Raw genomic sequence first — 19,752 nt, forward strand, 5'->3', positions numbered from 1 at the left:
GGCTTCGCTCAGACGATGCCGGCCACGTAGAAGGATTCGTCCCCGTCGTAGCGCACGGCGTAGGGATGGACGCCGTCGCCGTAGGCGAACACCGTGCAGCCCACGCTTTCCTGCGAATCGGTCCAGGCGCTGGTGATCTCGACCTGGCCGCCGACCAGCGCGGGGTCTGCGGCCAGGGGAAGGCCGTCTTCGCCGGAGGCTATGCGCAGCCGCAGCCCGTCGGACAGGGTTACGTTCAGGTGGGGAGCGGCGTTCGCCGCAGGTCCAGAGCCGGTTTCGGGGGTTGGGACCGCGCCGGCGCCTCGGGCGGCTTCGGAGCTCGACATGCTTGTCGCGCCGCCCTCGTTCGGCGCGGCGGCTTGCATGCCCTGCTGATCCGTGCCGCTTACGCCCAGAACGATTCCGCCGATTCCCACGGCAAGCACCAGGCAGGCTGCCGCGGGAACCGATACGTTCCAGACGCGCCTTGCCTTGCGGTACGATTCGGTGTTCGCTCCGTTTTTGCCGAGCACCACCGTTGCGGGGACGAACGCTCTGTTCGACGCGTCGCAGTCTTCCAGGTGGGAACGGGGTTCCTCGTCCTCGCATTCGTGTTCGCTCTCGTCCTCGTTCGCGTTTTCGGGCGCTTCGCAGGCCGAGGCGATGGCTTCCAGCATGCGCTCCTCGACTTCGGCGCTCGGGGTCATCCGATCGAACGCACGGAGCAGAGCATCGCCCAACGCGGCATCGGGCTTGTCGACCGACTCGTCAAGGCGCTCGTCATCGTTCATTTCGCTCACCTCCCAGCAGGGTCTTGAGCAGCGCGCGGGCTTCGCTCAAGTGGCTGCGCACCGTAGACGCCGGCGTGCCGGTGATCTCGGCGATCTCGGCAGTGCGGTATCCTTCGTAATAATGCAGGTACACGCAGGTCTTGTACTTTTCCGGAAGATCGAGCACCATGCGAAGCGTCTCGTCGCTTTCGGCATGGGCGCGGTCGTCCGGCATGTCTTCGGGAAGCTCTGCCGAGCGCTTTCGCGCCGCGCTTTTCAATATGTCGCGGCAGTGGTTCTGGGCGCACACGATGAGCCAGGCTTTCTCGTGCTCGTCGTCGTTGAACGTGCGGGGCTTGTCGAGCAGCTTGAGGAACACGGTTTGCGTCGCGTCTTCGGCGTCGGCGGAGCTGCCCAGGTACGAATAGCACAGGCGGTAGACCGTCTTCGCATGGCGGTGAAACACCGCGGCTATGTCGAGCTCGTTCGTCAGGGCTGTTTCCTTTCCGAATCTAACACGACGGGAACAAGGATTATGTCGGGATGGGATGCGATGTATCCAGTATAGCGGCAACCATGCGGTTTTCGACGATCGCCGTGCACCTGTTCTGCGGTCGGCGGAACCTGTAGAAACGATTCCGAGAACCGTCCGAAGGGGAGCGCCTTGCGGTAAGATTCTCCAAGGGCCGCATTCTTCGATGCTCTTGTTGCAGCTGCGCGCCCGTCCGCTTGCCGTCCAAGGAGGATGTTTCGAACATGATGCACGCAGCCGCCGCGCAAACGGCGCTCAAAAGCCATTTTGGGTACGAGTCGTTTCGGCCGGGGCAGCAGGGCGTCGTGGACGCCATCCTATCCGGGCGCGACGCGCTTGCAGTCATGCCGACGGGCGCGGGAAAATCGGTGTGCTACCAGGTGCCGGGCATCGTGCTGGGCGGATTGACCCTGGTGGTAAGCCCGCTCGTGTCGCTCATGGGCGATCAGGTGCGCGCCCTTATCGAGGCGGGCGTTCGGGGCGCGTACCTCAACTCCACGCTCACGCCGGGCCAGCAGGCAACCGTGCTGCGCCGCGCGCTCGAAGGAGCGTACCAGATCATGTACGTTGCGCCCGAGCGCTTGTCCGACCCTCGTTTCATCGAGTTCGCGCGCGAGGCCCGTATCCCGCTCGTTGCGGTGGACGAAGCCCACTGCGTGTCGCAGTGGGGGCAGGATTTCCGTCCGTCGTATCTGGCCGTAGGCGATTTCATCGCCCAGCTGCCGCAGCGGCCCGTTGTGGCGGCGTTCACCGCTACGGCTACGGCGCGCGTTCGCGCCGACATCGCGCGGCTGCTCGATCTACGCGATCCGTACGAGGAGGTAACCGGGTTCGATCGACCGAACCTTTCGTTTGGCGTGGAACGTTTGGAGCCGAAGCGCAAGCTTGCGCGCATCGCGGCGTACGTGCTCGATCACCCCTTGGACAGCGGCATCGTGTACTGCTCCACGCGCAAGGACGTGGACAAGGTGCATGCGGCCCTTCTTGAAGCCGGCGTGCGCGCCGTTCGCTATCACGCGGGGATGCCCGCGGCGGCCCGTGCCGAAAGCCAGCGCGCGTTCATCGTCGACGACGCGCCCGTGATGGTGGCCACCAACGCCTTCGGCATGGGCATCGACAAATCGAACGTGCGCTACGTCATTCACCACAACATGCCTGGCAGCATCGAGGCGTACTACCAGGAGGCCGGCCGCGCCGGTCGTGACGGGGAGTCTTCCGAATGCCTGCTGTTCTGGAGCGATGGCGACGTGTCCACGTGCCGCTTTTTCATCGAGCAGGAGTCGGGAAACGAGGAGCTTGCCCCGGAGGAGGCGGAAGCCGTGCGCGCCAGTCGGCGCCGCTTGCTCGAGGCCATGTGCGGGTACTGTCATACCACCGACTGCCTGCGCGCGTACATCCTGCGCTACTTTGGGGAGCAATCGTCGCAGGTTGTTCGTAACGTCAGCGAGGAGGGTCCTGGTGCTGAAGATTGCGGGGAAAGCCCGATGAAGCGGCCTTCGGGCCGTGAGGAGGGCTTGGAGCCGCAAGATTCGGCGCCAGAGCCCTCCGTAGCGTCGAGTTCTTCCGACTGCCGGCAGGCAGTCGGAGCCTGCTGTTTGAATTGCGCCGGCGCTTTCGAAGCCGTGGACGTGACCGCCACCGCGCGGGCCGTCATGCGTTGCGTGCAGGAGTTGCGCGGGCGTTTCGGCAAGGGTATGGTCGTCGACGTTCTGCGCGGATCGAAGGTGGCGAAAGTGCTTGAGATGCACCTGGACGAGGCTGCCAGCTACGGCACCGTGGACGCATCGGTTGCCCAGGTCAAAGAGATCATCGAGCTGTTGGCGGCGGGAGGGTACCTGTCCATCACCGAAGGTTCCTATCCCACGGTCGGCTTGGGGCCGCGAGCACGCGAGGCGGCGGAGGACGGCTTCTCGCTGACCATGAAGCGCGTATCCCGCAAGTCCGAGCGAAGCCAAGGACGAGGCGCGGGCGGCCGCGCGTTCGGATCGTCGGGCTCGTCGGCGCTCGGCGAGGTCGATTCGAGCTTGTTCGAACGTTTGCGCGCGTTGCGCAAGCGCTTGGCCGACGAAGCCGGCAAGCCTCCGTACATCGTGTTCTCCGATGCCGCGCTGCGCGACATGTGCGTCAAGAAGCCTGCGAACGACGAGGAGTTCCTTGAGGTCAGCGGCGTGGGCGCCACGAAGCTTGCCCGCTACGGCCAGGCGTTTCTGGCCGAGATCGCCGCTTGGGAGCGCGGAGGAGAGTAGGCTCTTTTCGGGCGGGGAGGAAAGCGGCTTGACGTTGCTCGGTCGGGCCCGCTTGCCAAGATGCGCGCGCCGCCGATCGGGTGCGTTCTCAGCGAAACAGGGTCATATTTCTACGAATTAGGAAGCACGTTCGGCAAGCTCGCGCTTTTATAATGAAGACGAGGTCTGCCCTGTCCGATTCGTTGAAACGAGACCGCCATGCGATACGCGTCCGCCCCGTTTTTGAATGTTGCGCACGACCCGCTTTCTTCAGGGGAGGTGAGGCGGCTTGCAAGACAGCGCTCGTTCGCGGCGCTTGCAGCGTTTTTCGCGGCATGGTGCTTGATGCTCGCCCTTGCCCTGCTTCCGTCGCCTGCGTATGCGGAAAACGTCGGTGCTGATCAAGATTCGGGAGCATCCCCGCGCGTCGAAGGGTCGTTCGATGCTCAGTCCTACGCTTCGGGGGAGCGCGCTCGGGTTACGTTCAAGGCGGAAAACTCCACGCATGCTACATGGTCTGACGTTCGTTTGGAGGCCAGCCTGCCCAGCAACGTGCGCTTGGCGGATGCGACTGCTTCCCTTGCGGCCTCGAAGCAGAGCGTGGCTCCAGGAGAATCGATCGACATGTCGTTTGACGTGGTATTTCGCTCGATGACGGGTACGCGCCTGGTCTCGACGGGCGATAGCGGAGCCGCCTCGCTTGCACTGGCGGCGTGCGTGGTTGCATTCGCGGTGCTGGCGTGCGCGACGTTTTCTCGCAAGGGCGGACGACGCTCCCGGGCTCGTGGCGGCATGTCGATTCTGGTCGTCGTCGCCTTGACGGCGGGGCTCGCGCCGCAGGTGCCCGGCATCGCGCACGCTGACGAAGCGTCTTCGCTTCAGGTAAGCGGATCCGCGGTATGCGCATCTTTGCAAACGACGATTCCCGCCACGCTGACCGTCGGGTCGGCTGCGGTTCCCGCCAGCGCGAAGATAGCGACGGTGCAGGTTGCCGACAGCCAGGCCGTTTCCGCCAACGCGCGTTTCACGCAGGTGGACGTGGTTTCCGACACGCCGTTTTCCGAAGCGCTTTCCGCCAGCGCGCTTTCCTTGTCCGACGCGTTCGAGGGATCGTCGGTTTCTGCCGTGACCCTGACCGGTCCTAACGCGGCTACCGTGCGCATCGACGGCGATCCCGGCTCCCCTGGGACCGATGGCGTCATCGCCTTCTCCCGCGAAGCGTTTGCGGACGCATCCTCGGTGTCTGCGGCGTACGTGTCGATTGAAAGCCCGCGCGTTGCCTTGGACATGGCATCCGCTTCGTACGAACGCGAGGTGTTCGGAATTTCCCTGTTCGTGGAAAACGGGAAGCTTGATTCCGGTGCAACGAAGGACATGATCCGGTTCGACGACGACCGCATACGGGTCGAAGGCTTCTCGGTCGATGCGGCTGACGCGCATAAGGGCTTGCTCGAGATCTCCGTGCAGGCTGGCTCGCCGGAAGAGCAGTTCGAGGTTCTGACGGCGGCGCTCGACGCTTTCGAACCGGCTGCGTTTCGTATGGATCCCCGCCTGTTGATGGGCGAGCCCGATCTGGCCTGCGCGTATGCGGTAGCCGATGATCGACTGACGGGTGCGGCCGACGCGGTCGACGCCCTTCCGCATGGCACCGTGGATGCGACGGACGTGCGCATTCACGACGACGGTTTGGCTGAAGTGGTTGCGACCGTGCAGTTGGAGGCCGTCAACGGCTCGCTGGCTCTTTTGGATGCAAGTCAGATTCTGCTCCCTGAGGGCATGGGGCTGTCCGTGGGAGGCGTGCTGGGAAGCGACCGGTTCTCGCTGACGATGTCCATCGAGGCGGAAACGGCCCAAGGATGGCTGGACGGCTATCGTGAGTTGTTGTCCCCGCAGGTCGAAGGGCAGCCGGCCGAAGCTGATCTCGCTGCGCCGGTCGATCCTGCGGCCGCGCCCGACCTCGCTGCGCCGGTCGATCCTGCGGTCGAAGACGAGGCTCGCCAGCTGTTCATGGACGACGTGGAATCCGTTTTGGCCTCCCTGCAATTCGAGCTTGCCGAGGGCGTCGTGCTCAACAAACTCGGCATAGCGCAGGGGCCCCATACGGTGTCGTGCGTCCCCGTCGCGGCGGAAGGCGAGGTCGGGTCTGCCGCGGGCGATGCCAAAACGGCGTTCGAAACGCTCGAGGCCATCGCGAACGCCATCGGAAGCTTCTGCCAGCAGGACAAGGCGTCCATCGGCAACGGCATAGCGTCTTTGCTGGGCATGATCGCCAACTTGATCGACGGCAACCCCGGCCCCAGCTTGCAGGACATCTACGACGAGTTGCAGCTGATGAAGGGACAGCTTACGCGCTTGGAGACAAGCGTGGATACTCTTGCCGTGAAACTGAACGCCGTGGACAAGCGCGCGGGCTACTTGTCGAAATGGCACGTGGTGAAGGGTCATCTGGACTCCTTGAAAAGCTACGAAGATCTCTATTCCAGGCTGATGGACAAGCTTGAGAAGTCTGATGCCGGCGCGACCTACGACGACCTGAGCGCAGCGAACAAGAAAACGCTCAAGTCGTTTGCGAATGCGGTCGACAAGAAGGATCGCCTGATGAGCACGACGGTCGTGGCCGAAACGCTGGCTTTGGGCAGCATGCTCGAGGGCTTGGGCTCCGATGCGGTGGGCGAGTACAACTCGTGGATCGAGACGTACTACAACTGGGACCCCGAGACGTTCGTTTCGAAATCGGAGTACATGGAAAGCCTGTTCACGGCCTACGTGTACGGCTACGGCGTGTCCATGGCCTACTTGAACACCATGGATGCCATCGACGACGACGACTTTTTCGGTCCCGGTGAAGGAAGCATATACCAGGACTCCATCAAGCAGCTGAAGAGCCAGGCGGACACGGTGGTCAAGAAGCTGTATGGCACCGTGGCTTACGACACCTTCAACGAAAAGACGTACCTGAGGGAGAAATCAGCGTATCGTCTGGCTACGGAGCCGCGGTCTGACGGACGCATTCGCTGCTTGCTCAACGATACCGCCTACGGAACCGATCTGCTGATGAAGACCATCTACCAGGGTGCGCCTTCCAACTTCTCCGACAGCGTCGAGAAGGACGACATCCACCTGTACAAGCATTCGGGCAGCATCACGCTCGCCCAGTGGCAGCAGATGTGGAAGAACCTGCCGCAGGTGCGCGGTGCTCGGAACTTCGAGAAGGTCCAGAGCGTTTACGACGAGCTGCGTGCTCTTGGGTTCGACGACGGCACTCGATTGATTCGCGGGGACTACCAGTACGGGGAATTCGGAGAATGGCATAGTGCGGAAACCACCTGGTACTGGTCGCAGTACAAACCTTATCTGGTTGCCGTAAACGACGCTGCCTATAACAAGATTTACGACCAAGCCGGCGCGGAGCATAATCGTACGACCACGCTCGATGCCTTCAACCTGATGACGGGCAGGGTGGAGACCCATCAGGCAAGCTGGCATCATGAGGTGTACCTGGTGTTCCCGGTTTGGTGGGGCTACCGTCATCATCTGTACCCCATCGTCGCCGTTCCGTAAGCGCAGCGGCAACGCGGTTCGCTTTCGGCGCTCGATCGGCTGTGTCGGTCGAGCGCCGACTGTTGCCGCCCCGTCATGCATCCGCCATGCTGCGGCGATGTTCGCGCGCTATGATGAGCGAAACCCTCGACTGAAGGAGTTCGCCATGGTCAACGTCGTCAAGAGCGCGAGCATGGGCTCGGGCGAGCACGGATGGTTGCACAGCAGGTTCCACTTCTCGTTTGCCGAGTACTACAATCCCGACAACATGCGGTTCGGGGCGCTGCGCGTGCTCAACGACGACGTGTTCGACGCGTACGGCGGCTTCGACACCCACCCTCACGACAACATGGAGATACTCAGCTACGTGGTGCGGGGCGAGCTCACGCACCGGGACAGCTTGGGCAACGGGAACCGCTTGGGTCGTGGCGACGTGCAGTACATGAGCGCCGGCACGGGAATCCTGCACAGCGAATTCAACAAGACCGAGCACCCTTTGCGGTTCTTGCAGATATGGATTACGCCCGATGAGCAGAACCTCGATCCCGATTACGGGGATCGTCGCTTCGCCTGGGAGGATCGCGTGGGCACGTGGCTTCTTGTGGCGTCGGGGTCGCAGGACGGTCCCATTCGAGTGCACCAGGACGTGCGCATTTCGGTTTCCGCAATAGGCGAGGGCGAGGAGCTGCGCTACGACCTCGAGCCCGGTCGCCAGGCGTACCTCGTGCAGATCGAAGGCGAGGGCACGGTGAACGGATTCTCGCTTGAAGAGGGCGATGCCGCCGAGATCACCGCGGAGCGCGAGGTGGTCGTGCGGGCCGTCGAGCCGTCGCATTACATCCTGCTCGATCTTGCAGCCGAGTAGGGGCGCCTGCTTGCTGTGCGGAGGAGGCCCGCAGCGGTTGCCGCGGGCCTCCTCCATGCTTTCGCGCAGGGGGTTTAGAGGGTCGGAGCCGCAGGCGCTTCGGGAGCCTTCGGTGCTTCGGGCGCTTCCGGGAAGGATGGCGGGTTCGAGGCGCTGCTTTCGCTGCCGCTCGCACCGCCGTCGGAGAACGTGAGCGTCACGTCGCCGCTCATCGTGTGGGCGCTCACGCGGCGTGAAGCCGTGGCGCTGCCCGCCGGAGCGTACACGCTGCCGCTCGCCGACGAGGCTTCGATGACGTACTCGCGATCCGATCCGACGAACGAGGCGCTCACGCTGCCGCTCACGGCATCGAACTTCGCGTCGACGGCGGACACGTTCGTTGCCAGGATGTCGCCGCTGCCCATATGCGCATCGAGGGCGAGGGTGCTCACGCCCCGCAGCAGTTGGCTGCCGCTCGTGGTGTCGAGCTTCACGATTTCGGACGCCTCGATGTCGGAGAGATCCACGTTGCCGCTCATCGTGGTGGCGCTCAGCTGAGAGCACCGAGCGTTCGATATCAGCACGTTGCCGCTGGCCGTGCTCGTCGTGATGTCGTTGGCGACGAGGCGGGCGAGCTTGACGTCGCCGCTCGCGGTCTTCGCTGTGACGGAATCCAAGCCGTCCAGGCCCGTCATGTCCATGCTGCCGCTCATAAGGTCGACGTCGAGCGTGCCGACGTAGCTGCGCGGAACCTTTACGACGGTGGTATGGTCCTCGAACGATCCGATCATCATGATGCCGATGTACGATTCGTGCGACCCCTTGACGGTGATGGTGCCGCCGTTGTCCGTCACGTCGAAGCGCTTCCGTTCGTTCGTCCAGTACGTCACTTCGATGGCGTCGCCGTCGGTTGCCTCGATGCGCACGTTCTGGCCTTCGTCGCGTAGGACGATGGCGGTGTGGGGACTTTCCGCTTCAGGGCGGAACGTCTTCGTGGTGGGAGTCCAGCTGCGTGATTCGGTCGAGAGGTTCTCGGGATTGAACCCGGCCGCCGCGAACGCACCGAAGGAGATGGCGCAGCCGCTGACGACGAGGACCGTTGCCACGATAAGCAACGTCTTCTTACCTTTGGACATGGGTTGCTCCTTCCGGTGCGATCGGGTTGGCGTCGGTGCGCTGCAGCTTGATGAACAGCCCCTTCACCCAGCAGGCGAACGTGTGGGTGAGGTTGACCAGGCCCTTGCTGGCGGTAAGGACGCCGAACCAGGAGAACAGCCCTATGCCGGTGCCGGTAAGCCCGCAGCCGAAGATCCAGGCGCCCGAGATCGGGTGCCCGATGGCCGCGCACCAGGCGAGGCCGAACGCGCCGATGGGCGCGCACAGCAGCAGTACGATCACGGCGGCCCACAGCGCCACGATGACGCCCCAAATGGCCATGTAGATGGAGAGCACCGTGATAGCGAACGCCAACGCCAGCGTCACCCAGATGGGGGAGAGCACGGCCAGCAGCACGATGTTGAGCGTGCGGCTGCCGGTGTTCGCCTTGGCGATGGCCTTCGGAATGGGCGGCGTTTCGGCGATGATCTGCGCTGCGATCGCGTCTACGGAGCCGAGCGCGGCTACGGCTTCGTGCTCAGTCATGCCGTCTTCGATCCTATCCTCGATGGCCTCCGTGTAAAAATTGATCGACTGCTCCACTTCGTATGATGGCAGTTTGCCCAATGCTCGCCGCAGATCGCGTGCGAATTCTGATTTGTTCATCGGTTTGCACCTCGTTTTACGTAGTCGTAGACGTTCATGACGTCATCCCATTCGTCCAGGAAGGTGTTCAGGTAGGCGGTGCCCTCCGGCGTGATCCGGTAGTACTTGCGCAGGCGCCCGTTGTGTTCGACTGCGTACACGGTCAGATATCCCGCTGCTTCCAATCGTTTGAGCAGGGGATAGAGAGTCGATTCCGTGAGGTGCAGGCTTTCGGGGACGTCTTTGACTATCTGGTACCCGTAGGAATCCTGCCGATTGATCGACGCGAGCACGCAGACGTCGAGGAAGCCTCGCTTCAGTTGTGCATCCATTCGCATACCTCCTTTCGCCTTATACTATATGATACATAGTATAAGGCGTCAAGTGGTATGGAGGGCGTGTCGGAGCCGCTTTGTCCGGTGTCGGGGAGCGCGCTCGCCGGTATCGAGTCCCGTCCTTCGCCTTATCGGCGTCTTTTTCGCTGTCAATCGCCGCGGGAGCCGCGTCTCGGCGTGGGCGGGCGGGGCTTCCGCGGCGATTGGGTCTACGGATTTCATCCTCAAGCGAAGATGGTTCTTGAGAGCCTGGGCGCGAATCAAGCTTGCGATGCGCACTTTTGCCCTCAATGTTGCGCTCGGCTTGGTACGCCCCGATCCCGCCCCTGTGCGACCAGGTAAAACGTCCGCGGGGGTGCACGCTTCCAAGGGAGGGCGCGTCCAATGCGCGAACCATGCGCAACATTGAGGGCAAAACCGTGCAGAAAGCGTGACCATGGGCAGCGTTTGCACCCGCGCCCTTCACGCACGTCCCTTGCGCCCGCGCGTCTCCGCATGCCCCGCGCAGCCAAGAAATATCCAAGCGCATAGGGCGTATTTCGCCGCAGGGGCTGCGGGTTTGCTATTATGGTTCGGTTATGGTTTCACCTCTTCCACCCCCGTTGCCGCAAAGCGCGCGACGCGGGTGAAAACGAGAGAAGGAAAGAGCAAGCCCTATGACCCAGCATTTGACCGAACGCGACGTCCGCGACATCGCGGAGTACGCGCGCATCGGGCTTTCCGGCGACGAGGTGGCGCAGATGACCGTCGACCTCAACGCCATCGTGGACAGCCTGAAGCCCATCACCGAATACGACCTTTCCGGGGTCGAGCCCACCTTCCATCCCATCGGCGGCTTGTCCAACGTCATGCGCGAGGATGCCGAAGAGCCCGGCTTCTCGCAAGAGGTCGCGCTTGAGAACGCGCCCAAGCAGCAGGACGGCAGCTTCCTCATCCCGTCCATTTTGGGCGAAGGAGGCGATCGCTGATGACGCAAGCAAGCAACGTGTTCACCTGCATGAGCGTGCGCGCCATTCGGGAAGGTCTTGCCGCGAAGGAGTTCTCGGCGCGCGAGATCGCCGAGGCGTCGCTCGCTCGCGTGCGCGCGCTCGACGGCGCCACGCATGCGTACCTTGAAACCACGCAGCAGCTGGCCTTCGAGCAAGCCTCGAAAGTGGACGCCGCCGTGGCGGCCGGCAATCTGGCTGCGGCCGGCCCCCTCGCGGGCGTGCCGGTGGCGTTCAAGGACAACATGAACCTGGCGGGCACGCACACCACGTGCTCCTCGCGCATGCTGGCCAACTACGTGTCCCCGTACACCGCCACGTGCGCCGCGCGCACCATCGAAGCCGGCGGCATCCCGCTTGGCAAGCTCAACATGGACGAGTTCGCGTTCGGCTCCTCCACGGAGACCAGCGCATTCGGCGCCACCAAGAACCCCTGGGACCTCTCCCGCGTGCCGGGCGGCTCTTCGGGCGGAAGCGCGTCGGCCGTGGCTGCGGGCCTGGCCACCATCTCGCTCGGCAGCGACACGGGCGGCTCCATCCGCCAGCCCGGCAGCTTCTGCGGCATCGTGGCCGTCAAGCCCACGTACGGCGTGGTCTCGCGCTACGGCGTGGTGGCGTTCGGCAGCTCGCTCGACCAGGTAGGGCCGTTCGCGCGCTCGGTCGAGGACGCGGCGTACGCGCTGAACGCCATTTCCGGCCGCGACGCGCTCGACTGCACCAGCCAGGACGTGCGCACGGACTTCACCGCGAATCTGGCGGAGGGCGTGCGCGGCATGAAGATCGGCATCGTGCCGGCGTTCATGGACGCGCAGGGCTTGACGTCGGAAGTGAAGGCGAAGGTCGAGGAAGCGGCCGATCATCTGCGCGCGCTGGGCGCCGAGCTGATCGAGGTGGACCTGCCCAACGCGCAGGCCGCCATGAGCGCGTACTACGTGCTGGGCCCGTGCGAGGCGTTCAGCAACCTGGCGCGTTTCGATTCGGTGCGCTATGGCTACTGCGACCCGGACCATAAAGACCTGGGTGGCCAGTACGAGGCCAGCCGCGCGAAGGGCTTCGGTCCGGAAGCGCGCCGCCGCATCATGCTGGGCAGCTACTTGCTGTCCGCGGGCGTGTACGAGCAGTACTACTACCCGGCGCAGCAGGTCCGCACGCTCATCACGCAGGATTACGCACGCGCCTACGAGCAGGTCGATTGCATTCTCTCGCCTGTTGCCCCGCGCACGGCGTTCACGTTCGGCGAGGTGTCGGACCCCACGGAGATGTACCTGTCCGACATGTTCACCATCTCCATCAACATCGCCGGCAACGGCGGCATGAGCCTGCCGGTGGGGCTGGGCGCCGAAACGGGCCTGCCCGTCGGCGTGCAGTTGATCGCGCCGCCGTTCAAGGACGAGAACATGCTGCGCGTGGCCGCCGCGCTCGAAACGGTGTACGGGCCGGCTCCCGTGGCGCCGGACTTTACGGGCGAGGCTCCGGCTATCAAGACCGCTCCCGCGACCATCCCCGACGCCGCCGATGCGGTTCCGGGCGTCGATCTGCCGGGTTTGCTAACGGAGAAGGGCGCTGCCGACGGCGCTCCCTCGCAGGTGGAAAGGGCAGGTGAGTAGCCATGCGCAAGCTTGAAGAGGTCCTGCAGGATTGGGAGGCCGTCATCGGCCTTGAGATCCATGCCGAGCTCACCACGCTCGACACCAAGATGTTCTGCGGCTGCAAGCTGGAGTTCGGCGCCGAGCCGAACACCCACACGTGTCCCGTGTGCCTGGGGCTTCCCGGGGCGTTGCCGGTTCCCAACCGCTCCGCCATCGAGTCCATCGTGCTGGCGGGCCTGGCTACGAACTGCGACATCGAGAAGCACTCGATGTTCTACCGCAAGACGTACATGTACCCCGACATGTCCAAGAACTTCCAGACCACGCAGGGCCCCGTGGCCTTCTGCATGCGCGGGCATTTGGATTTGGACGTGGACGGCCCGGCTGCGAAGGAGCGCATCGACCTGGACGGGCTCGAGGTGGGCGAGAGCCGCGGCAACGTGACGCGCACGGCCGACGGTTACACCGCGCACGTGGGCATCACGCGCATCCACATGGAAGAGGACGCGGGCAAGATGGTGCACGTGGGCGGCGGCGAGGGCCGCATCGCCGGCGCTACGCATTCGCTGGTGGACTACAACCGCGCCGGCACGCCGCTGACCGAGCTGGTGACCGAGCCCGACCTGCGCACGCCCGAAGAGGCGCGCCTGTTCATGCAGAAGCTGCGCCAGATCTACCTGGCGCTCGGCATCTCGGACTGCTCGATGGAAGAGGGCAGCATGCGCTGTGACGGCAACGTGTCGCTGCGCCGTCGGGGCGCGAAGGAGTTCGGCGTGAAGACCGAGCTCAAGAACATGAACAGCTTCAAGAACCTCCACGACGGCTTGGCCTACGAAATCTGCCGCCAGGCCGAGGTGCTTGAAGAAGGCGGCCAGATCTACCAGGAGACGCGTCACTGGGATCCGTCCCAGAAGCGCACTATCGTCATGCGCGTGAAGGAGACGGCCGACGACTATCGTCTGTTCCCCGATCCCGATCTGGCTCCCTACGATCTGTCCGACGAGTGGATCGAGTCGGTGCGGGCGAAGCTGCCCGAGCTGCCCGCTCAGAAGGCAGCCCGTTTCGAGGACGCGTTCGGGCTCTCGGCCTACGATGCGCGCCATTTGGTGGATCACCGCGTCACAGCGAACTTCTTCGAGGAGTGCATGGAGGCGGCGGGCGCGGACGCAGGTAAGCTGGCGAAGCCCGTGGCGAACCTGGTCATCAACGATGTGACGGCGTATCTGAACGCGCACGAAGACGTTGATTTGGCATCCTCGCCGCTCACGCCCGCGCGCGCGATCGAGCTTGTGGGCTTGCAGGCTCAGGACGTCATCTCGTCCAAGCAGGCCAAGGAAGTGTTCGCAGCCGTGCTCGACGAGGACAAGGATCCGTTGGCCATCGTGGACGAGCGCGGCATGAAGCAGGTGTCGGACACGGGCGCCATCGAGGCTGTGGTGGACGCGGTTCTGGCTGCGAACCCCGACAAGGTGGAGCAGTATCGCGGCGGCAAGACCGGCCTCATCGGATTTTTCGTGGGCCAGTGCATGAAGGAGATGCGCGGCCAGGGCAATCCCAAGGTTATCAACGAACTGCTTGCAAGCAAGCTGGGCTAACGTGACGGGCCGTCGTTCTTCGGGGAGGAGCGACGGCCCGCGGACTTTTGAGAAAGGGGATGCATGGACATCAACGAAATGCTGGTGAATTTCACCGGCGAGGTAAGCGGGTACCTGTACACGTACATCCTGCTGATACTGCTCGTGTTCGTGGGCGTGTACTTCACCATTCGCACGAAGGGCGTGCAGATCCGTTACATCAAGGATATGTTCACGCAGTTGACGGAGAAGAAGCACGTTCAAGGGGAACGCTCCATCTCGTCGTTCCAGGCGCTGATGGTTTCCACTGCCAGCCGCGTGGGCACGGGCAACATCGCAGGCGTGGCCACGGCCATTGCCACGGGAGGCCCGGGCGCGGTGTTCTGGATGGGCTTGATGGCGATCATCGGCGCGGCTTCGGCGTTCGTCGAGTCGACGCTCGCGCAGATCTGGAAGGTGCGCGGCAAGGACGGCGAGTTCCGCGGCGGTCCGGCGTACTACATTGAAAAGGCGCTCGGCGCGCGCTGGTTGGGCATCGTGTTCGCCATTCTGCTCATCCTGTGCTTCGCCTTCGGGTTCAACGGGCTGCAGGCGTTCAACGCGACGTCGGCGCTCGAGTACTACATTCCCGATTACGCCACGAACGGTGCGGCGGTGGCCTGCGGCATCGTGCTGGCCGTCATGACCGCGTTCGTGATCTTCGGCGGTGCGAAGCGCATCAGCATCATCACTTCCATCATCGTGCCCATCATGGCGCTCGGCTATATCGCCATCGCGCTGTGGACCACTATCGTCAACATCGGCGAGCTGCCGGCCGTGTTCTCGCTCGTGTTCGCCTCGGCGTTCGATTTCCAGTCCATCTTCGGCGGATTCGCCGGATCGGTGGTCATGCTGGGCATCAAGCGCGGCCTGTACTCCAACGAGGCCGGCATGGGCTCCGCTCCGAACGCCGCCGCTACGGCCAGCGTGTCGCATCCGGTCAAGCAGGGTCTCGTGCAAAGCCTCTCCGTGTACATCGACACGCTGCTCATCTGCACGTGCTCGGCTATGATGGTGCTCGTGTTCTACGTGCAGGACCCCGAGGCTGCCGCGTCGCTCAACGGCATGCCGCTTGTGCAGATGGCCGTGAACAACTCGGTGGGCGAGATCGGCATTCATTTCATCACGTTCGCCATCTTCGCGTTCGCGTTCTCCAGCTTGATCGGCAACTATTTCTACGCCGAAAGCAACCTGCGCTTCATCAAGGGCAACAGCAAAGTGCTGTTGACGGTGTTTCGCCTGGTGTGCCTGGGCGTGGTGTTCTACGGTGCCGTCAATAGCTTCGACCTGGCGTGGAACCTGGCCGACATCTTCATGGGCTTCATGGCGCTGGTGAACCTGATCGCCATCTTGCTTCTGGGCAAATGGGCGCTGGCTGCGCTCGACGACTACACGCGCCAGCGCAAGCAGGGCGTCGACCCGGTGTTCGTGGCCGACAGCATTCCCGGTTTGCCGAAGACCGATTGCTGGCACGTGTCGGAGGTCGAGGATTACGGCAAGCCTCCGGTGCAGGAGTATCTGGACGAGGCGCTTGATGCGGAGTACGCAGGATTGAAGTAGCGAAGAGTCGGGCGGCTCGGTCGCCCGAGAACATGCACGGGAAGGGAAGCGACTCATGGCAGGCAACGAAAGGCGTCCGGGAGACTGGCAGCGCAAGGATCTGCGACAGAACGCGAACGACCTGGTAGAAGACGATAATCCTAAGAAGTGGTACGACCAGACGTTTTGGATCATCTTCTTCTTGGTGATATTCTGGCCGGTGGGTATCGTGCTGGTGTGGCGCAGCGATTGGCATATCGTGGTGAAGCTGCTCTGCACGGTGTTCGTAGCCGTAACCGTGTACTTCGCGTGGACCATGTCGCAAGCCGTGCAGGCGATGCAGGTTGGCTAAGCGATTCGCGTGCCGCCGTCGTTGAAACGGGCTTTGCGCAAAAAAGGGGCGGGATCCTGATTCGGGTCCCGCCCCTTTTCGTTGTTCGTTCCAATGTGTCCTATACCATTCCTCTATTTTCGTATTTCGTCTCCGAGGTGCACCAGGGCCATACGTCGTGGAGGTAGCCCCAGCCGTAGCCCACCCAGTACACGCTTTCGTGCCGCGCGGCCGTAACGCCGCGCATTACCCGGGATGTCTTGATGTCGTACACGTCTACCGAAACGGTGCGCACGTGGCGAACAGCTAGCTGGTCGCTCACCTTGTTGTAGCTCGCATCGCTTACCACCACATGGGCGGGCGGCGCTTCCTTGCTCTTCCACTGCACGAGCGGTTTCGGACGCCCCTTGGGGTAGTCGCCGGTATGGGTGTTGCTGGTGCGGGTCGCGAGCATAGTGAAGCCTAGCGCGCGCAGTTCGCTGAAGATGTTGCTTGCGTCGCTCATGTTCAGCTCGTAGTCGTGAAGGGGCCTTTGGTTGTACTTGATCTTTCGGATCTGGGGCAGGTTTGCTTCCATCTGCTGCCATTGAGCCAGATTGAGATCGCCGGTGAACGAGTACATCAGGACGTCTTCGCGATCTACGCTCTTCCCGAACGAAGCGTTTCCGAAGTATGCATCGTCGTACATGCGCCCGGAAAGCGGGCCGGTGTGGTTGTCGAGCGAATACACATGCTCGTTGATCAAGCAGCGTATTTTTTTGTTCGCAAGCGGCTCGGTTGCTTGGCGCAGCGGGGACTTCTGGAACTTTTCCTTATAGGTCATAGATTCTTGGTCCCACACGCGCTCTCGTTGCCCAACAAGCTTCTTCAACACCTGATCTGCCTGTTTCTTGAGGTCTTCTTTGGCGAGCGTGGCGTTGAGTTTCTCGGCGTCAGTGCCAGTGCCCTCGACTGCCGAAAGGTATGCCATGGACGACATGTAGCCGTACAGGTACGAGGTGATCATGCAGCCCAGGTACACGTCTTTGATCTCGAAGGTTTCCGGATCCCAGTTGTAGTACGTTTCGATCCAGTTGTAGTAGTCGCTCACCACGTCTTTGGTACCGGTTCCTGTGATCATGCTGCCCAGGTTCACCGTGTCGGCGTACACGGTGGTGCTGAGCAGCCCGTTTTTGGCGTCGATGGCTTGCTTGAAGTTCGTCAGCGTCTCCTGGTTCTCGTCCGTCAATTTTTCGAAGACCTCCGCGTCCGCGCCTCCGTTCGCCAGTTCTTCCTTTGTCATGCTCCCGATGGTTGCCGTGTACAGGGTTCCGTAGCTGTTCAGATGGTCCATGAGCCACTTCACCTGGTACCAGTCCGACTCGAAGCCGCCGCGCTTGTCGATGGCGCGCAGCTGGATAGCCAGGTTGTCAACGCTGGTTTCCATGCGCGTGAGCTGGCCCTTCATCTGATTCAGTTCGTCAAGCACGTCCTTGATGTCGTATTGGGGGCCGGTTTCCAGCAGCGCGGCGATGATACCCAGGATCTGCGAGATGCCCTGGCCGATGTTGGATGGGTCGGACGAGCAGAAGTAGCTGATAGCCGAAACCAGCTTCTCCAGCACCTCGAACACCATTTTCGCGGTGCGCATGTCGTCCTCTTGGCTGTAAAGCGCCGTTCCACCTACGATGTTGGCCAGCGATTCGTCGGAGAGGTTGATGGCGCAGGGTCCCTGGGCGATGCCCAGCTTGTTGAGGACCACGCCGTCGGCCAGGTCGACCTCGTGGCCGCACATGAGCTGCGTCATCTCGTTGAGGAACTGCTCCCGAGCCTTTTCTTTTTCCTCCTTTTCAGAAAGGCCGCTTCCGGCGTACGCGTCAACATAGGCGCCATACCAGCTTTTCACCGTGGCGGCGTCGATGGCGAAATCGAAATCGAAGCCGTTCTTGCGCACCTCGGTGAACTTCACGGCTCCTGGGTTCTTTTCCAGGATTCCCTCGTCTCCCGATTCGCTGGTGTCGTAGCCGGGGGGGAGGGTGGGGGCTTGACCCGGTAGGGTGATCTGGGAGTTGTTGGTCAGGCTGGAATCGGTGATATTCACGCTGCCGTCCAGTGCGCTGAACTCAACCGTGCTGTGCACGGTCAGGGAACCGTCCTTGTTTTCCGTGACGCTTTCCGCCTTTACCGTGCCGTACGGAACGGCTGCTGCGGCATCGGCGGTGGAGACAGCGTCTTCGGTAGCATCGTCTCCATCATAGTAATAGGGGTGCGCGATGGCGACGGGGGCTTCTCCGTCAAGGGCGGCTGGATCGACGGTAAGCTGGTCGTCGGCATCGAGGGCGGCGGACAGCGCCTTGAACTGGTTGAGCGGCGTGTCGGCGGTTACCGTCACGGCAAGGGTGCCGCGCGTCGCGTCGTTCGCGTCGACGGTAAACGACGCAGCGGATAGGGCTCGATCGCTGAAGGCGAAATGCGCAGCCTGCGCGCCTGCAGAGAACCGCCCGTTCTCGAGCGAAACGGGGAAGGTGAACGTGCTGTTTTCGTAGGAACCCTCGTCAACATCGAACGTGATGAGGGCCCCTTCGACGGCCAGCGTGGCTTCGCCGCTTGCGGCGGCGTCGGCGAACGATCCCGGGCCGAAGATCATGACTCCTCGCGCGCCCGGTGCCCCAAGGTCGCCTTCGAGGGTGACGGCGAGGGCCGATCCCTCGGTGCCGTCGAGCATCGTCGCGGTTCCGGCATGTTCGACGGCGGTGACGGACAGGTTTTTGAAATCGCCGTCGAGCGAGATGGCGTCGATGGACGGCTTGTCGGCGAAGGGCAGGCTGGACACCAGGTTGATCCGGGCGCGTTTCGCATTCGCCGAGGCGGCTGCTCCGTCGACCACTTCCACGTTCGCTTGGGAGAACGCGGCTTCCTGGTCGGTGGACCCAACCGTGAGCGTGGCGGCTACGGTGGCGCCCGGCACGGTGCAGGTTGCGGAACCTTCGAGGGTGAACGAGGTCACCGCGCCCTGTTCGCTCGCTTCGTCAGCGTGGGCTTCGCGCGGCACCAGGGGCGCCAAGCCCGCTACGAGCACGACGCTCATGAGCGCCCCCATGGTCCCCTTCGCCCGGCGGCTGCGCGCCTGCTTGCGCGAGAACGTGGCGGCCGCCAGCGCGATGAAGCCCGCAGCTGCAGCGGCCGCCAGCGCGATGCCGGCGGCGCTTCCGCTATCGCCCGTGGGCGCAAGCCGCTTGAACAGGGAGGATTCGAACAAGACGTTCAGCTTCAGCTCGATCGTTTCGCCAGCTGCCAGCGTGTCGGCCTCACGAGCCGTGGCATCGCCGTCGCGAGCCAGCTTCACGCCCTGCGGCAGTTGGGCTTCCAGCCGCACCTTGTTCCAGGTGACAGGCGTGTTGTTCGCAACGGAGAACGTGACGACGGCCTGATCGCCGGGTTCGTACGCGTCCTTGTCGAACGAGCCGACGATCTTCGGGATGGGCGGGTCGTCGGCTCCTGCTTCCTCGGCGTACGCATGCGCGGGAAGCGCGCAGGCGACGGCGATCAGGAGCGCTGCGATCATCGCAAAAGCAAGCGGCATGGATGCGGAGGCTGGTGTGGGGCGCGTCATGGTGCCTCGATTCTATGGCAGGGCGGACCGTTTTACTGGTAAACGCATCAGCGATAGTATAAAACACCAGATGCGTACAGAAGGCGCCGGATCCGCAGAAGATCGTCTCCGGCGCGAGGATTTGTCTTCTTTCGGGT

General features: G+C 63.1%; 14 protein-coding genes. 8 read left to right on the forward strand and 6 right to left on the reverse strand.

The genetic code is table 11. The annotated features are described in order from the left end of the window. Positions 1–8: 8 nt before the first annotated feature. Positions 9–770, reverse strand: a complete 762-nt coding sequence (locus tag LG373_RS02035) for a hypothetical protein (RefSeq protein WP_225748845.1) — start codon at positions 768–770, stop codon at positions 9–11. Beyond that, the gene (locus LG373_RS02040) at positions 760–1,215 is read right to left on the reverse strand and encodes an RNA polymerase sigma factor (protein WP_225748846.1); all 456 of its coding nucleotides are present in this window, start codon (positions 1,213–1,215) and stop codon (positions 760–762) included. The genes LG373_RS02035 and LG373_RS02040 overlap by 11 nt, the downstream gene beginning before the upstream one ends. Before the next feature lie 290 nt (positions 1,216–1,505). Between LG373_RS02040 and LG373_RS02045 the strand changes: the two genes are divergently transcribed. The 3 genes from LG373_RS02045 to LG373_RS02055 all read left to right on the forward strand — a co-directional run bounded on the left by LG373_RS02045 (position 1,506) and on the right by LG373_RS02055 (position 7,911). Beyond that, the gene (locus tag LG373_RS02045) at positions 1,506–3,527 is read left to right on the forward strand and encodes a RecQ family ATP-dependent DNA helicase (RefSeq protein WP_225748847.1); all 2,022 of its coding nucleotides are present in this window, start codon (positions 1,506–1,508) and stop codon (positions 3,525–3,527) included. A gap of 198 nt (positions 3,528–3,725) precedes the next feature. Further along, positions 3,726–7,067, forward strand: coding sequence for a hypothetical protein (locus tag LG373_RS02050; RefSeq protein ID WP_225748848.1), 3,342 nt, complete (start codon positions 3,726–3,728; stop codon positions 7,065–7,067). Positions 7,068–7,212: 145 nt separating this feature from the next. Further along, positions 7,213–7,911, forward strand: coding sequence for a pirin family protein (locus LG373_RS02055; RefSeq protein WP_225748849.1), 699 nt, complete (start codon positions 7,213–7,215; stop codon positions 7,909–7,911). Between the two features lie 74 nt (positions 7,912–7,985). Here the strand turns inward: LG373_RS02055 and LG373_RS02060 are convergent, their stop codons facing one another. From LG373_RS02060 to LG373_RS02070, 3 genes are read right to left on the reverse strand one after another with little or no spacing between them, the layout of a single operon-like run. Further along, a complete protein-coding gene (locus LG373_RS02060) occupies positions 7,986–9,026 on the reverse strand; it encodes a DUF4097 domain-containing protein (RefSeq protein WP_225748850.1) in 1,041 nt (346 codons plus the stop codon). After that, positions 9,013–9,651, reverse strand: coding sequence for a DUF1700 domain-containing protein (locus tag LG373_RS02065; protein ID WP_225748851.1), 639 nt, complete (start codon positions 9,649–9,651; stop codon positions 9,013–9,015). Before LG373_RS02065 ends, LG373_RS02060 begins: the two co-directional genes overlap by 14 nt. Beyond that, complete coding sequence (locus tag LG373_RS02070) at positions 9,648–9,962, reverse strand: PadR family transcriptional regulator (RefSeq protein WP_114566865.1); 315 nt, start codon at positions 9,960–9,962, stop codon at positions 9,648–9,650. The genes LG373_RS02065 and LG373_RS02070 overlap by 4 nt, the downstream gene beginning before the upstream one ends. 659 nt (positions 9,963–10,621) lie before the next feature. On the opposite strand from LG373_RS02070, the gene gatC reads away from it, so the two are divergent. The 5 genes from gatC to LG373_RS02095 all read left to right on the forward strand — a co-directional run bounded on the left by gatC (position 10,622) and on the right by LG373_RS02095 (position 16,044). Beyond that, positions 10,622–10,933 carry an Asp-tRNA(Asn)/Glu-tRNA(Gln) amidotransferase subunit GatC gene (gatC, locus tag LG373_RS02075; RefSeq protein WP_114568032.1) on the forward strand — a complete coding sequence of 104 codons (312 nt, stop codon included), beginning with the start codon at positions 10,622–10,624 and terminating at the stop codon, positions 10,931–10,933. Then, positions 10,933–12,558: an Asp-tRNA(Asn)/Glu-tRNA(Gln) amidotransferase subunit GatA gene (gene gatA / locus LG373_RS02080; protein WP_216529775.1), complete on the forward strand. Its 1,626-nt coding sequence runs from the start codon at positions 10,933–10,935 to the stop codon at positions 12,556–12,558. Before gatC ends, gatA begins: the two co-directional genes overlap by 1 nt. Before the next feature lie 2 nt (positions 12,559–12,560). Then, positions 12,561–14,135 (forward strand): Asp-tRNA(Asn)/Glu-tRNA(Gln) amidotransferase subunit GatB, encoded by a 1,575-nt coding sequence (gatB, locus tag LG373_RS02085; protein WP_216529776.1) that lies wholly within the window; start codon positions 12,561–12,563, stop codon positions 14,133–14,135. Positions 14,136–14,198: 63 nt separating this feature from the next. Beyond that, a complete protein-coding gene (locus LG373_RS02090) occupies positions 14,199–15,713 on the forward strand; it encodes a sodium:alanine symporter family protein (RefSeq protein ID WP_114568029.1) in 1,515 nt (504 codons plus the stop codon). 55 nt (positions 15,714–15,768) lie between these two features. Next, positions 15,769–16,044 carry a holotricin-3 gene (locus LG373_RS02095; protein WP_114568028.1) on the forward strand — a complete coding sequence of 92 codons (276 nt, stop codon included), beginning with the start codon at positions 15,769–15,771 and terminating at the stop codon, positions 16,042–16,044. A gap of 100 nt (positions 16,045–16,144) precedes the next feature. Here LG373_RS02095 and LG373_RS02100 read toward each other — a convergent pair whose 3' ends face one another. Continuing rightward, positions 16,145–19,615, reverse strand: coding sequence for a hypothetical protein (locus LG373_RS02100; protein WP_225748852.1), 3,471 nt, complete (start codon positions 19,613–19,615; stop codon positions 16,145–16,147). Positions 19,616–19,752 lie beyond the last annotated feature (137 nt).

The sequence above is a fragment of the Paraeggerthella sp. Marseille-Q4926 genome, from assembly GCF_916618935.1.
GTDB classification, from domain to species: domain Bacteria; phylum Actinomycetota; class Coriobacteriia; order Coriobacteriales; family Eggerthellaceae; genus Paraeggerthella; species Paraeggerthella hominis.

Coding starts and splice junctions, on each gene's coding strand:
- LG373_RS02045 (WP_225748847.1), top strand. CDS start 1,506: ATGATGCACGCAGCCGCCGCGCAAACGGCGCTCAAAAGCCATTTTGGG.
- LG373_RS02035 (WP_225748845.1), bottom strand. CDS start 770: ATGAACGATGACGAGCGCCTTGACGAGTCGGTCGACAAGCCCGATGCC.
- LG373_RS02070 (WP_114566865.1), bottom strand. CDS start 9,962: ATGGATGCACAACTGAAGCGAGGCTTCCTCGACGTCTGCGTGCTCGCG.
- gatC (WP_114568032.1), top strand. CDS start 10,622: ATGACCCAGCATTTGACCGAACGCGACGTCCGCGACATCGCGGAGTAC.
- LG373_RS02055 (WP_225748849.1), top strand. CDS start 7,213: ATGGTCAACGTCGTCAAGAGCGCGAGCATGGGCTCGGGCGAGCACGGA.
- LG373_RS02065 (WP_225748851.1), bottom strand. CDS start 9,651: ATGAACAAATCAGAATTCGCACGCGATCTGCGGCGAGCATTGGGCAAA.
- LG373_RS02100 (WP_225748852.1), bottom strand. CDS start 19,615: ATGACGCGCCCCACACCAGCCTCCGCATCCATGCCGCTTGCTTTTGCG.
- LG373_RS02060 (WP_225748850.1), bottom strand. CDS start 9,026: ATGTCCAAAGGTAAGAAGACGTTGCTTATCGTGGCAACGGTCCTCGTC.
- gatA (WP_216529775.1), top strand. CDS start 10,933: ATGACGCAAGCAAGCAACGTGTTCACCTGCATGAGCGTGCGCGCCATT.
- LG373_RS02090 (WP_114568029.1), top strand. CDS start 14,199: ATGGACATCAACGAAATGCTGGTGAATTTCACCGGCGAGGTAAGCGGG.
- gatB (WP_216529776.1), top strand. CDS start 12,561: ATGCGCAAGCTTGAAGAGGTCCTGCAGGATTGGGAGGCCGTCATCGGC.
- LG373_RS02095 (WP_114568028.1), top strand. CDS start 15,769: ATGGCAGGCAACGAAAGGCGTCCGGGAGACTGGCAGCGCAAGGATCTG.
- LG373_RS02050 (WP_225748848.1), top strand. CDS start 3,726: ATGCGATACGCGTCCGCCCCGTTTTTGAATGTTGCGCACGACCCGCTT.